The organism is Maridesulfovibrio sp. (assembly GCF_963666665.1).
GTDB lineage: Bacteria > Desulfobacterota > Desulfovibrionia > Desulfovibrionales > Desulfovibrionaceae > Maridesulfovibrio.
In genome coordinates, this window is sequence record NZ_OY762999.1 from 770,904 (window position 1) to 784,261 (window position 13,358).

Here is a 13,358-nt window from a genome sequence, read left to right on the forward strand (position 1 = left end):
GTGTTACTGGGATGGGTATTTACTCCGAATAATTCTAATTTCGTCAATATGTTCAAAAAATAAATCTACAAGACTTGGATCAAAAATTTTTCCTTTTTCTGTTTTGATATACTTAAAAACCTTCTCTTCGGGCCATGCGTTTTTGTAGCACCGGTCCGAGGAGATTGCGTCATATATATCTGCAAGTGTGGTTATCCGCGCATAGATATGAATGTTTTTTCCCCGTAAACCATAGGGGTAACCCGTTCCATCCCAGCGTTCATGGTGCTGCGATGCAATTATACGTGCTGTGTTCAGTAGTTCGCGTTTGGATTTGTTCAGTATGTCATTTCCAATGTTAGTATGTTGCTTGATTATTTCATATTCTTTGTCTGTCAGTCTCCCTTTTTTGTGGAGGATTGTTTCAGGAATTCCTATTTTACCTACATCGTGCATTGGTGAAGCAGCTTCGAGCAGTTTTAGTTCTGTTGCTTCCAATCCAAGCTTTTCTCCTAGCAGGCGCGAAATACTTGCTACTCTTTTTACATGATTTCCTGTTTCCTTTGATCTGACTTCTATAACTTCGCCAAGGGTTGTGACCAATTCGCGTTGGGTCTCAATTATTTCGTTGTCCAATTCCATCATCTTCAGGTTATTCTGGTTGAGCAGTTTTTGTTTTTTCAGGTTCATTGCCAGCAATGCCATTATGCAGAGCAGGATAGAGAATGCACCTGAGGCCGGAATCAGCACTGAAGAATGTTTTTCCAGAAAATTTATCGGTTTGTTTATAATGATGGCATTATTCGGAAGGCTGCTTTCCGGGATATTGAAACGTTGCATTGTAATGTAATCATATATGTTCTGCTGTGTTGTCGCGATTTTTTGAAATGGTGGGACCGCATTACCCTGCAGAATCTCTGCTAGAGTGAGTGCGGCTTGTTTTCCGAACTCATTGGGTTGCAGGGTGTTTCCTCCCAATGTGCCGGTGTTGAGTTGATATGCCCATGATACCACTATTGGTACGGATGAAATTCCGGAAAGCTCTTTTTCCGCATCTCCTTGAGGAAGAATTCTTCCATCTGCTGATCTGAAAAAAGGAAGCAGATAAAGGAAGTCGTTTTTTCTGCGGGTGGAGGCAAAATGCTTTAATTCATCAAAACTCATTCCGGTTATGAATTCGACCGGAATGGCGGTTCCGTTTGTTGCAGCAATAGTGCGTATTTCTTCGGCAATACTGATTCCGGTTGGCGTGGAATCATAAATTACAAATATTTTCTGGGCGTCAGGTCTGATCAGATATGCCTGTCGGATAGTTTCAGCATGGTCTGCCTGTTCAACTATAACGCTTTTGATTTGTGAATTTGGATCCGGTGGAACTGCCTTATTAATTCCACAGGCAACCACTGGAACTCCGGGGAAAAGTTCTTTGCCGTGTTTCTCTATAAAACTTAGGGCGTTGTTGTCGCTGACGATGATTCCGTCGGGTTGAGATTTTGCATATTTTTGTTTGTAAATAGTGAACAGTGATTCGATGTATGTCTTGTTGTATATATTTTTAGTGTCCATAAACTCCACTCTGAAAAGAGTCGGGCGGTTCAGTTCTTTGAATCCGTCAATTATCCCTTGGTTTAGACCGTTGGTCCATTGGAAGTCATTTGAATATGAGTGGAGTACCAGAATTGTTTCCGGCTGGTGTGGATGAGTTTTTTGGGAGTAAGCTATGTCGACTAAGGGGAATAGAAGTATATAGTTTAAAGTAACACAGACTATTGCCAGTTTGTTGGCCCAAAAGATTCGCTCTCTTTTCATTGCTGTTTCTCCCAATATGCACGTAACACAGATTCAGTCAGTGTAAGGCCATTTTATTTTTTTATTAGTAGAGTTTAGTTCAGTATACATCATGAGGTTGTTCTGGGGCAAGGATATGCTGGATTAAAAGGTGTTAGTAAAAAAAGGCTGAAAGCAGTCCGTTTCAGAGGATGCTTTCAGCCATATGGTTTTGAGAGGTGTTGTTTTGCTTATTGCAGCAGGTGTTTGTCCAAGAATTTTTCCATGGCTTCATAAAAATCAAAGCGGTTTTCCTGATTGTGGAATCCGTGACCTTCGTCGTCTTTAACCATGTATTCTACCGCTACTCCTCGGTCCCGAAGAGCTTTGACTATCTGGTCGGATTCGGCCTGTTTCACGCGCGGGTCATTGGCTCCTTGAGCTACGAAGAGCGGTGCCTTGATTTTGTCAGCATGAAATACCGGGGAGATTTTACGTAGAAGTTTGTAGTCACGTACCGGATCACCTACCTTGATGTAGAATTCTTCTTTTTCTGTTTCCCAGTACGGCGGCAGTGTTTCCAGCAGAGTGAACAGGTTGGACGGTCCGACGTAGTCGATACCGCAGGCATACAGGTCCGGTGTGAAGGTCAGTCCTGCAAGAGTGGCGTATCCACCATATGATGCGCCGTATATGGCTACCCGTTTAGGATCGGCAATGCCTTGCTCTATCAGCCAGTTGACGGCATCAGTTATGTCGTTCTGCATGTTGAGGCCCCATTGCTTGAATCCTTTTTCCCAGAATTCGCGGCCATATCCCACGGAGCCCCGGAAATTGACCTGCATTACCGCAATACCGCGGTTGGTCAGGAATTGTACTTCGGGATTAAATCCCCAGTAGTCTCTGGCCCAAGGTCCGCCATGAGGGTTGATAAGCACTGGCAGATTTTTAGCCTCTTTTCCTTTCGGCAGGCTTAAATAACCGTGGATGGTCAGCCCGTCACGGGAAGTGAAGGAGACAGGTTTCATCTCAGTCATCTTTGTCTGATCAAACCATGGGCTGACTTCCGCAATTTTTTCGAGCTGCTTGCTTTCGATATCGTAGAGGTATCCGGAGCCTAGGCTGCGGTCAGAATATGTACGGACAATGCATCTGGATTCATCTTTGTCAGCATCAGTGATGACAACCTCATATCCGGACAGCATGGCGTCTAGATCGTTTTGAACTTCTTCGCGCTTATCATCAAAAAATACGTAATGATGCTTGTCCGTATAAAATCCTGCACCAGTTATTACTTTGCGTGTTTTCGAGTACAGAAGCTGTGTTACGTCTACTTCAGGATGTTCGAAAACGAGATGTTCCAGCTTGAGGGTATCCGGGTTGAAAAGATAGATAGCCTGTTTATCTCGATCGATGTCCGTGCTGACGTAGAATTTTTCATTTTGGAAATCAAAAAGCAGGGGAGTGAATGATGTCCTGAAATCCAAGCTCATGATCGGCCTGAATAAATCATTTGCATTTTTCCGGTAGAGAATGACGTTCTGGCCGTTGCGGCTGGCAATGGCAAGGCGAACTGTTCCGTTATGATCGGTCATCCAGCCACCAACGTCACCGGGATTGCGTGCTTCCAGTTTGAGTTCTCCGGTGACAACGTTGAGTTTGTATACATCAAAGAGTCTGGGGTCGTCTTTATTAATGGTGATCAGGATGTGGTCGGCATCATTTTCAAGCTCGTCCAGCAGGTTGGTGCGGGTGTTTGCATATGGGGTCAGGTCTTTTTCCCCGCTTCCGTCGATGGCGGCTGAAAAGGTGTGGACGTTTTCATCTCCACCCGAGTCCTGCCCGAAAACAATACGTTCGTTTCCGGCCCAGAAGTATCCGTAAATATCCCTCTTCGTTGCGCTGGTTACTCTGGTGATTTTATTGCTGGAAAGGTCTTTGACAAAAATATTGAGTCTGTTTTTCCAAGGAGCCTGCCAAGCAATTTTATTGCCGTCCGGGGAGATAGTAAAACCTTCCGCTGCCGGGTTCTTAAAGAAATCACGTAGAGGGATCTGTCCTGCTTTATGTCCGGCGTCATGCTTTGCCGGGGCAGGGACAGTTTTGTGGGTGGAACAGGCTGCAAGCCCCAGAAATAGGGCGACAGCAAAGACAGTTACAATAATAAATTTTGGTGTTCTCATTTTGTTACTCAGTAGGTTTTGCAGATTCGGGGTGGGTGTAAACGGTCCCGGGGCCATATTTTTTGGATTCATTCAAAGCCAGATCAACCTTTTTGAGCAGGGACTCTCCTGAATCTTCATGTCCGCACATGGCGATTCCGGTATTCATCATGAAAGGGACTGGCTTCAGGATTTTTGCGGTCGAAATCAGCTTGTTGATTTTTTCAGTAAGATTCTTGGCGTTGGTAACATTTGTGTGCGGGGCAAGGATGATGAATTTGTCTCCACCAACCCTGAAAAAGCTGTCCGGACGCCTTAAGTTCTTACGCACTACACGTGCAAACCCTGCCAGAATCTTGTCCCCGACCTTCTGGCCGTGTATCTGGTTGATGGTTTTGAAGTCGTGAATATCCATTTTTATGAGTGCGAGGTCTGAGCCGTATCTCGTGGCGGTGGATACGGCTTTTTCCGCTTCTTCGTAAAATTTCATCCTGCCGGGAAGGTTGGTCAGGGTATCCCGTTCGGCAAGTTTTTTGATTGTTGATTTGCTGACTTCCTTTTCCCGGGCGCAACGGATTAATTCTTCACGCATGGGAGAGTCCACAAGGAAGTGGTGCAGTGCCGCAAGGATGCAGATCAGAAAGAGAATTCCATATTCATACTTAACCATATTCACATGAAAGTTGTCTGAGATCTTGTTGATATCAACTGTGACCATTCCTATGGAGGAGTCCAGTTCACGCATAGCTACTGTTAAAGCTTTGCTATTACCCGATGCTGCGGCTTTTAGGAAATTTTCTGCCGAGAAAAAAAGTTTTGAGTCTTCGTTATCCAACAGATTGGCCAAGCGGATGTCCGCAGGGTAGCTTTGCAATTCTTCAAGAATGGATTTGAAGATTTTCAGAGTTGATTCATGTGTTGTTTCGGCAGGAGCAGTCAGGATTTCAACGGCTGTTGTGCGTAACCCACTGAGCAGATTCTGGGTGTCCAGAAGGTTCTTGCGTTCAATAAGTATTGTGTGAAAAAGGTAAAGTGCAGCCAAAGTCAGCACAAGAATAATGGGAATGGTTATTTTGTAACGCAGTCGGGCGGCATCCTGAAATCTCATAAGTCATAACCTTTAATTTTGGGGTGATTGTGTTTCTCTGCTACAATTATTCTTTTATCCTTGCCTGTGTTTTATGTAAAATTAAAAATAAATAATGACTCAGGAGAGATTTTATCAATGACCGCTCAGGGTAGACGGAATGAGTTCTCTATTGTTAAAAGATTGGCTGCTGTTTAAGGTGATGTTTTACGGTAATTGAGGTCGATCTGACCTGATGGAAAAGAGCCCTGAATTTTCATAAATGTGGAATTGCGTTTATTTTTATGTTGCTCTTGTCCATTCCTTGGGCTAGGGAAACCGCGTGCATGCATGGAAATTAAGGAGAAGATAAATTGTCCAAGGCAGACAGATATAATAGAATGTACCCCATTTCATGGGAACAGCTGCACCGAGATTGCAGGGCTTTATCCTGGCGGCTGCTTGAAAAAGGTCCTTTTGAAGGAATCCTTGCCATTACCCGCGGCGGACTTGTTCCTGCGGCGATTCTGGCTCGCGAGCTCGATATAAGACTTATCGACACCGTCTGCATTTCAACTTATGATTGGAAAGTTCAGGAAAAGAGAGCCACTGTACTTAAAGATTTCAAAGGCGAAGGAGAAGGCTGGCTTCTGGTTGACGATCTTGTTGATACCGGAGGCACCGCCAGATTGGTCCGGGAAATGGTTCCCAAGGCCCATTTCGCCACGGTTTACGCCAAACCGGAAGGGCGTCCTTTAGTGGACACCTTCATCACAGAAGTAAGTCAGGATACTTGGATTCTCTTCCCGTGGGATAGCGAAACACAGTTCGCCCAGCCCATCGTGAAGGTTTCTCAGGAAAAATAATAGTTAAAGTCTTTTAGGGCTTTAATTCGGTTCAGGTTTTCAGACATTTGCATTTCCAGCTGCCGGACGAAGGGAGTCCGGGGGCTGGTTGTGTATTTGTTTTTTGTTTTCACAATCATGGGAAGGTTCGTTGTTACGGAACTTCAACAGGGTTTACTAACCAATTCTCAAGGAGTGGATGATGCGTAAAGTTCTGCTTATGGCTATTGTTGCAGCCATGTCCGTGATGCTGGCATCCGTTGCGTTTGCCGGAGCTAAGAAGGACAAAGTTAAAGTCGGTTTTGTTTACATTTCTCCCGTGGGTGACGAAGGTTACTCCTATGCACAGGATCAGGGTCGTAAAGCTATCGACGCTCTTCCTTGGGTTGAGACTTCCTTTGTTGAATCCGTTGCTGAAGGTCCGGACTCCGAGCGCGTAGTACTGAACTTCGCACGTAAAGGTTACGATATGGTTATCGGTACCAGCTTCGGTTACATGGATCCCATGGTTAAAGTTTCCAAAAAATTTCCCAAGACCGCATTCATGCATTGCTCCGGTTTCAAAACCACCCCTAACATGAGCAACTACTTTGGCCGCATGTATCAGGCCCGTTACCTGACCGGTATCGTTGCAGGTATGATGACCAAGTCCAACGTAATCGGTTACGTTGCCGCTTTTCCCATTCCTGAAGTTATCCGCGGCATCAACGCCTTCACCCTCGGTGTACGTTCCGTTAATCCCGAAGCTACCGTTCGTGTAGTATGGACCAAGACCTGGTACGATCCTGCACTGGAAAAAGATGCAGCTATCTCCCTGCTGGATATGAAAGCTGACGTTATCACCCAGCATCAGGATTCCCCCGGTCCTCAGGAAGCAGCTCAGGAACGCGGCAAGTATTCCATCGCTTACAACTCCGATATGTCCAAAATGGCTCCCAAGGCTCATCTGACCGCTGCTATCTGGAACTGGGCTCCTCTCTTCAAGAATGCTGTTGAACAGCTGCGCGACGGCGTTTGGCAGGGTAACGAGTCCCTGTGGTGGGGCATGGATCAGGGTATCGTAGACATCGCTCCTTACGGTCCCATGGTTCCCCAGAACGTTAAGGATAAAGTAGCTGAAGCCAAAAAAGCTATTGTTGAAGGTAAGAACGCAATTTTCGCAGGTCCCCTTAAGGACCAGAACGGTAAAGAAATGGTTCCGGCCGGAAAAGCCATGACCGATCCTGAGATGCTCGGTATGATGTGGTTTGTTGAAGGCGTAATCGGAAACACCAAGTAATAATTTATGTTGGGTTATCGCTTACAAAAGCGTGACGAACCCTGGAACTGGGGCGCCCCGATTGTTATCGTGGGCGCTCTGGTTCTATCTTTCGGGATCAGCGCGCTCCTACTTGAATTGCAGGGAAAATCTGCTGTACAAGGACTCCTCGTGCTCTGGCAGGGGTCTTTTGGTGCTTCATGGGCTTTGGAAGATGCCCTTTTAAAATCTATTCCCATTTTTCTCTGTGCACTGGGTGTTGCTACAGCCTTCAGGATGCAGGTCTGGAATATCGGGGCTGAAGGCCAGTTTGCGCTCGGCGCAATCGGGGCCACTTGGGCCGCGCTTACTTTTCCTGATCTGCCCGGCTACCTGCTCATGCCGTTTATGTTTATCTGCGCTGCCCTTTTCGGGGCTGTCTGGGCTTATATCCCGGCTATTTTGCGGCTTAAATTGCAGGTCAATGAAATTATCTCCACCCTGATGCTCAACTACATTGCCATTCTGTTGCTCCAATACCTCGTGTTCGGCGCATGGAAGGACCCGGCCAGCTTCGGTTTTCCGGTGACCCCGGAGTTTACCCCCGGAGCGATTATCGGGCAGATCGGCGATTCCCGCCTGCATTGGGGATTCGCGGTCTGTGTCGGTTCTGGTGTTGCTATGTGGGCGTTCATGCGTTTTACCCGTCTCGGTTTCGAGATCAAGGTTGCGGGTGAGGGTGAGCGTATCGCTATGTATTCACGCCTGCCATACGGAATGCTGACCATTCTGGTTATGGCTATCTCCGGTGCATTAGCCGGATGGGCCGGATGTATTGAAGCCTCTGCTACGATCAATAGACTGCAGCCCTCCATCATGGTCGGTTACGGTTACACTGCTATTGTTGTTGCATGGCTTGCCAGACTGCATCCCCTGTACATCGGTATTTCCGCCTACCTGCTCGCAGCACTGCGTGTAGGTGTTGAGAACATGCAGCTTGAGCTGCAGACCCCGGCATCATTCGGTTCCATTATGGAAGGACTTATCCTTTTGTCCGTTCTTGCGGGCCAGATGCTGGTTACATATAAGATTGTTAAGAAGAAGTAGTCGGGTGATATAATGTTGGAAAGTTTTATTGTCCCCCTGCTGGCTGCCACGGTGCAGTCCGGTACACCGATCCTCTATGCCACTCTTGGTGAGATTCTCACTGAGAAGGGCGGAGTGCTCAACCTCGGTGTCGAAGGTATGATGAGCATGGCGGCTTTTGCAGCCTTTTTTGTTACCATGACCACAGGAAATCCGTGGCTCGGATTTATCGCCGGAGGTATTGCCGGAACATTCATGGCTGCGCTGCATGGTATCGTCTGTATTACCTGCCTCGGCAATCAGGTTGTTTCCGGGTTGGCATTGACCATCCTCGGTGTCGGGCTGTGTAACTTTCTCGGCACTCCGTATATCGGTACCGCTACTGATGGTTTTGACAAGTTCAGCTTTCCCGTGCTTTCCGTCATCCCTTACCTTGGGGATATATTTTTCAAGCAGGATGCCCTTGTTTATGTTTCTTACCTGATCCCTGTGCTGTTTATGTTTTTCATCAACCGCACCAGTCTCGGGCTGGCAATTTCTGCTGTAGGTGAGAAGCCTGCCGCAGCCGCAGCCGTGGGACTCAAGGCCATTCGCCTGCGCTGGATTGCTTTGCTGGGCGGTGGTTTTTTTATTGGGCTTGGCGGTGCGTATCTCTCTCTTGCTTATACTCACCTTTGGGCCAACGGCCTTTCCGGTGGACGTGGCTGGATCGCGGTTGCATTGGTTATTTTTGCTTTCTGGAGACCGGGCCGCGCTGTTTTTGGCGCCTACCTTTTTGGTGGTGTTATGGCTTTCCAGCTCCGTTTGCAGGCTGTGGGAACCCATATCCCGTCAACTCTGCTGCTGATGCTGCCGTATGCCCTGACCATTCTTGTACTGATCTTTTCCGCTATGCGTGGACGCAGCGGTAATGCTCCCGCACATCTGGGAATCAACATCGAGCCTGAAGGATAGGTGGCAGCAATGAGTTCACATCAGGATTTCACCCGTCCCGAATGCCAGAAGGCTACCGGTTTTGAAGGTTGTGCTCCGCTTATCTCTTTGAAGGGCATTACCAAGCGCTTCGGTAAGGTTGTCGCTAACAATAAAATTTCCCTTGATCTCTATCCCGGCCGCATCAAGGCTCTGCTCGGTGAGAACGGAGCGGGTAAGAGTACTCTCATGTCCATGCTTGCCGGACGTTTCCGCCCCGATGAAGGGTATATTGAAGTTGATGGCAAGCGTGTTGAATTCTCCAACTCCAAGGATGCCATTAAAGCCGGGGTGGGTATGGTTTACCAGCATTTTATGCTGGTCGATACCATGACCGTAGCCCAGAATGTGCTGCTTGGTCAGGAAGGCGGATTTTTCGTCAACCCCAAGGAGATGGAAGCAAGGGTGCGTAAGCTTGCAGAAGATTATGAGCTTGAGATCGATCCTTCCGCCAAAGTTTCAACCCTGTCTATGGGTGAGAAGCAGCGTGTTGAAATTCTCAAGCTGCTTTACCGTGAGAGCAGGGTGCTGATTTTTGATGAACCAACTGCAGTTCTCACCCCCCGCGAAGCTTTCCGTCTTTTCGAAGCTCTCTGGGCCATGACCCGTCAGGGTAAGTCAGTGGTTTTCATCAGCCATAAGCTTGAAGAGGTTATGGCCATTGCCGATGAGGTCGCTATTCTGCGCCGCGGTAATATTGATGCCGAAGTTCCCCGCGACAAGATTACTTCAAAGGCTGATCTGGCCTGCCGTATGGTCGGTAAGGAAATCATCCTTGAAGTGGACAAGGAAGAGGTCGAGGTCGGCGAGAAGGTTCTGGAAGTTAAGAATATGACCGGAATCGGACTGCGAGATATCAATCTTGATGTGCGCAAGGGTGAAGTTGTTGCCATTGTCGGTGTTGCCGGTAACGGACAGCAGGAGCTTGTGGAGGGTGTCTGCGGCATGCGCAAGCCTCCCAAGGATACAATTTTCATTATGGGCAAGCCGTGGCGTAAGTTCTTTGCTGAAATGACTTGGAATAATTCCATGTCCTACATTCCTGAAGACCGTCTGGACCTTGCAACTGCCCGTAACCTTGATCTTGTGGACAACCTGCTTTTGACAACCCGTCAGGGATTTTCCGCAGGTCCGTTGCTGCAGCATGATAAAGCTGCCAAGGTAGCTGAAGAGCTGGTCGAGGAATATGATGTCCGTCCCGGACGTATTCGCGCTCTGGCATGGCAGCTTTCAGGCGGTAACCTGCAGAAGATGGTACTGGCTCGTGAGCTTTACCGACAGCCGCACCTGATTGTTGCAGAACAGCCCACACAGGGGCTGGATATATCTGCTACCGAGGAGGTCTGGAATAGACTGCTGGAGGCCCGCAAAATGGCCGGTGTCCTGCTTGTTACCGGAGACCTTGGCGAAGCATTGCAGCTGGCTGACCGTGTCGCGGTTATGTATTGCGGTCAGATCATGGACGAATTTTCGGTCAATGATAAAGAGAAAGTAGACAGCATCGGCCTGCTTATGGCAGGAGTTCGCGAGTAGCTTTTCGATTTTTGATCCGAATATACGATTAATAATTGTAAGCCCCTCTTTGTGTAACAAAGAGGGGCTTTTTATTGTTTTGAATATAAAACGGGGTATAAATTCCAATCTGTAAATGTCCGTTATTCAGGACAGGGAATGTTTTTGAGTCATTATAGAAAAAAAGTGAAGTTTTTTTTGATTCTAGTGTGAAGTAAGTGGATATTGGTTTTATCGATTTTGCTTATGATTTTGTGTAAAATTTACTAAATCTAGGTTTACTGAATATAACTTTTGTTCGTTGAGCTGTGTAAAATTATATTTATATGCTTAGTTGTAGTTATTTTATGGTTTGATGTAATTGTTTTGTATAAAAACGACTTGTGTGAAAATTTTCTCAATCTATGTTGTGTAGTCTCTCAAACCACTGATTTCGGGCGTTGCATAGTATGTACATCTACGTATTTTTATTGAAATAATCCCTGATTTTGAGTAGGAAGATACGACTTTCATGAGGAGGAATAGAATGAAGACTAATTTTCTGTATGTTGGAGCGGCTGTTGTTTTTGCCGTTCTCGTAATTGTGTACTCAACTGCTACCAGCAATCTCAGTGAGGAGATTGCAAGTATCTCCGGTGACAAGAAGGTTGAAATTGTCTCCGAAGAGCTGGTTGTAAGGTTTCCCGTAAATCTCGAATTCAAACGTCCTGAAGTGCTGAATCAGGTCCGGTTTACTCCGGTTAAGTTCTCTCACTTTGACCACCAGGATGTTAACTGTGCTAAGTGTCACCACACTTGGGACGGCAAGTCTCAGATCAAAAGCTGTGCTGCTGCCGGTTGTCATGACAATCTGAAGCAGAAGGCTGCACCTCACTCTTACTTCAAGGCATTCCATACCCTTCAGAGTGACATCAGCTGTCGTGGTTGCCATGTGAAGATGAACAAGGAAGGCAAGACTGATCTTGCTACTGCTCCTTGTGCGAACAACGCATGTCACCCCAAGCGCGAAAGAGCACACAACTAGAAAGTATTTCATAACTTTTCGAGGTTGTACGCTAGAGCCGTCTGTGGTTGCCCCACAGGCGGCTCTTTTTTTATGCGCTTGCATGTTGACTTCTGTTTATGCTTTATATAATTTAAACATACCATACGGTATGGTATTGTGTGAAGGAGGTAGAATGACAAAGAAATCGGAAGGGAGTGAATCCCGGCATTGCGCTGAGGATTTACTTAATGCCGGATTAAAACTGCTTGAAACTGAAAGTATTCAGCAGCTGACCATCGATGCCCTGTGCAGGAAGCTAAAGGTGACGAAGGGCTCCTTTTATCATCATTTCAAGAATCGCTCAGATTTTTTGGAAAGGATGCTTGAGCATTGGGTGGAGGGCTGGACGCTTGCCAGTATCGAAGCAGCCGACGAGGGTGTTGATGCTGCTGCTCGCTTTAATTTGATTGTCGAGAAAGCCCACAAGCTGCCCTCTGGGGCTGAGACCAGTATCAGGGCGTGGGCTTTACATGATCAACTTGCGCAGAAGTATATTGCGCAAGTTGACAGTATGCGAATCGAATATTTGCGATCTATTTTTGAAGAGGTCAGTGGGGACACTGAACGCGCAACCCTGCTTTCTAAAATTAGTTACTCCATGTTTTTAGGAGTTCGGATGATGGGGGCGAATATATCGGAAGAAGATCATAGCCGTATTCTCAAAACAATGAAGAAGGAGTTGTACAAAATTCCTGTGAAATAAAAAGGGAGTATTTATCATGCAGTCAGATATTTTATGGAATGAAGTTGAAGAGTTATTTGCTAATGTTGCGCATGCCTCACTCGGCACTGTGGATGCTGATGGTTTTCCTCGCATTTCTCCTATTGGTTCAGTTTCTTTTACTGGGGAAGGCAAGGGATATTACTTCGAAAAATTTCCCAAAACAATGCGTGAAAATATTGAACGAGATCCGCGCATGACACTTATGGTTGCCCAGCCGGGAGCGGGGTTCTGGATAAAATCATTGTGGAAAGGGCGTTTTCCGTCTCAACCAGCCCTTCGGCTGTTTTGCAGGACAGGCGTAAGGAGAAAAGCAACGCAGAATGAGATCGACAATTTTCTAGGCAAAGTAAGTATGTACCGTTTTTTTAAAGGACATGATTTGCTGTGGAAGGATATGAATATGGTTCGTGAGTTCGAGGTGTTGCGTATTGAAGGTCTTGAAGCAGGGAGGATGAATCCATGAGTAAGTCAGCAGCAATTGTAAATTCAATTCCCCAGATACATAAATTTTGCGGTGATGCAGATCATGTCTACAGTGTGGGCTTTGACAGTCGTCGTGAGATGGAAGATTTCCTGATCCGTTTAATGTCTTACAAACCGGGATGGCTTACTTTCCTGTACAAAGTCAGAGGCGTTCTGGCCCGAATTATGGGGCTGAAACATGATGAGTTTATGGATCACGGTCTTGAAGTCTCTGATTACGATTTCAACCGTGGCGGGCAGGTGGATTTCTTTAATTCGGTTGACTTTGAAGCTGACAGGTTTTGGCTCGGAGCAGCCGAGGATAAACATCTTATCGGATATATCGGCGTAGTCTCAGATCATGTTGAAAGCGGTTTGCATCGGTACCATGTATTTACAATCGTACACTATAAACATTGGACAGGTCCGGTTTATTTCAATCTGATCAGGCCGTTCAGTCACTTGGTGGTTTATTTCATGGGTAGGCACGCTGCAAAATAA

General features: G+C 46.6%; 12 protein-coding genes. 9 read left to right on the forward strand and 3 right to left on the reverse strand.

The genetic code is table 11. The annotated features are described in order from the left end of the window. Positions 1-3 precede the first annotated feature (3 nt). The 3 genes from ACKU40_RS03470 to ACKU40_RS03480 form a co-directional block, all read right to left on the reverse strand. Positions 4-1,788 (reverse strand): HD domain-containing phosphohydrolase, encoded by a 1,785-nt coding sequence (locus ACKU40_RS03470; protein WP_320175135.1) that lies wholly within the window; start codon positions 1,786-1,788, stop codon positions 4-6. 209 nt (positions 1,789-1,997) lie between these two features. Next, on the reverse strand, positions 1,998-3,929 hold the full coding sequence (locus ACKU40_RS03475) for a S9 family peptidase (protein WP_320175136.1): 1,932 nt from the start codon (positions 3,927-3,929) through the stop codon (positions 1,998-2,000). Positions 3,930-3,933: 4 nt separating this feature from the next. Then, on the reverse strand, positions 3,934-5,016 hold the full coding sequence (locus ACKU40_RS03480; protein WP_320175137.1) for a GGDEF domain-containing protein: 1,083 nt from the start codon (positions 5,014-5,016) through the stop codon (positions 3,934-3,936). Positions 5,017-5,348: 332 nt separating this feature from the next. Here ACKU40_RS03480 and gpt point away from each other — a divergent pair, with 332 nt between their 5' ends. The 9 genes from gpt to ACKU40_RS03525 all read left to right on the forward strand — a co-directional run bounded on the left by gpt (position 5,349) and on the right by ACKU40_RS03525 (position 13,358). After that, positions 5,349-5,840, forward strand: coding sequence for a xanthine phosphoribosyltransferase (gene gpt, locus ACKU40_RS03485; RefSeq protein WP_320175138.1), 492 nt, complete (start codon positions 5,349-5,351; stop codon positions 5,838-5,840). Positions 5,841-6,021: 181 nt separating this feature from the next. Beyond that, positions 6,022-7,098 (forward strand): BMP family ABC transporter substrate-binding protein, encoded by a 1,077-nt coding sequence (locus ACKU40_RS03490; RefSeq protein WP_320175139.1) that lies wholly within the window; start codon positions 6,022-6,024, stop codon positions 7,096-7,098. Positions 7,099-7,104: 6 nt separating this feature from the next. Beyond that, entirely contained in the window at positions 7,105-8,163 is a 1,059-nt protein-coding gene (locus ACKU40_RS03495; protein WP_320175140.1) for an ABC transporter permease, read from the forward strand. A 12-nt stretch (positions 8,164-8,175) separates the two neighbouring features. Continuing rightward, positions 8,176-9,096 carry an ABC transporter permease gene (locus tag ACKU40_RS03500; protein ID WP_320175141.1) on the forward strand — a complete coding sequence of 307 codons (921 nt, stop codon included), beginning with the start codon at positions 8,176-8,178 and terminating at the stop codon, positions 9,094-9,096. Positions 9,097-9,105: 9 nt separating this feature from the next. Beyond that, positions 9,106-10,647, forward strand: a complete 1,542-nt coding sequence (locus tag ACKU40_RS03505; RefSeq protein WP_320175142.1) for an ABC transporter ATP-binding protein — start codon at positions 9,106-9,108, stop codon at positions 10,645-10,647. A 505-nt stretch (positions 10,648-11,152) separates the two neighbouring features. After that, positions 11,153-11,650, forward strand: a complete 498-nt coding sequence (locus tag ACKU40_RS03510) for a cytochrome c3 family protein (protein WP_320175143.1) — start codon at positions 11,153-11,155, stop codon at positions 11,648-11,650. 154 nt (positions 11,651-11,804) lie between these two features. After that, entirely contained in the window at positions 11,805-12,374 is a 570-nt protein-coding gene (locus ACKU40_RS03515; protein ID WP_320175144.1) for a TetR/AcrR family transcriptional regulator, read from the forward strand. A gap of 16 nt (positions 12,375-12,390) precedes the next feature. Beyond that, positions 12,391-12,858 carry a pyridoxamine 5'-phosphate oxidase family protein gene (locus ACKU40_RS03520; RefSeq protein WP_320175145.1) on the forward strand — a complete coding sequence of 156 codons (468 nt, stop codon included), beginning with the start codon at positions 12,391-12,393 and terminating at the stop codon, positions 12,856-12,858. Then, on the forward strand, positions 12,855-13,358 hold the full coding sequence (locus tag ACKU40_RS03525; RefSeq protein ID WP_320175146.1) for a DUF2867 domain-containing protein: 504 nt from the start codon (positions 12,855-12,857) through the stop codon (positions 13,356-13,358). Before ACKU40_RS03520 ends, ACKU40_RS03525 begins: the two co-directional genes overlap by 4 nt.

Bases quoted from the DNA above. Each gene is read 5' to 3' on its own strand.
- ACKU40_RS03500 (WP_320175141.1), top strand. From the start codon at position 8,176: ATGTTGGAAAGTTTTATTGTCCCCCTGCTGGCTGCCACGGTGCAGTCC.
- ACKU40_RS03510 (WP_320175143.1), top strand. From the start codon at position 11,153: ATGAAGACTAATTTTCTGTATGTTGGAGCGGCTGTTGTTTTTGCCGTT.
- ACKU40_RS03490 (WP_320175139.1), top strand. From the start codon at position 6,022: ATGCGTAAAGTTCTGCTTATGGCTATTGTTGCAGCCATGTCCGTGATG.
- ACKU40_RS03470 (WP_320175135.1), bottom strand. From the start codon at position 1,788: ATGAAAAGAGAGCGAATCTTTTGGGCCAACAAACTGGCAATAGTCTGT.
- ACKU40_RS03505 (WP_320175142.1), top strand. From the start codon at position 9,106: ATGAGTTCACATCAGGATTTCACCCGTCCCGAATGCCAGAAGGCTACC.
- ACKU40_RS03520 (WP_320175145.1), top strand. From the start codon at position 12,391: ATGCAGTCAGATATTTTATGGAATGAAGTTGAAGAGTTATTTGCTAAT.
- ACKU40_RS03515 (WP_320175144.1), top strand. From the start codon at position 11,805: ATGACAAAGAAATCGGAAGGGAGTGAATCCCGGCATTGCGCTGAGGAT.
- ACKU40_RS03480 (WP_320175137.1), bottom strand. From the start codon at position 5,016: ATGAGATTTCAGGATGCCGCCCGACTGCGTTACAAAATAACCATTCCC.
- ACKU40_RS03475 (WP_320175136.1), bottom strand. From the start codon at position 3,929: ATGAGAACACCAAAATTTATTATTGTAACTGTCTTTGCTGTCGCCCTA.
- ACKU40_RS03525 (WP_320175146.1), top strand. From the start codon at position 12,855: ATGAGTAAGTCAGCAGCAATTGTAAATTCAATTCCCCAGATACATAAA.
- ACKU40_RS03495 (WP_320175140.1), top strand. From the start codon at position 7,105: ATGTTGGGTTATCGCTTACAAAAGCGTGACGAACCCTGGAACTGGGGC.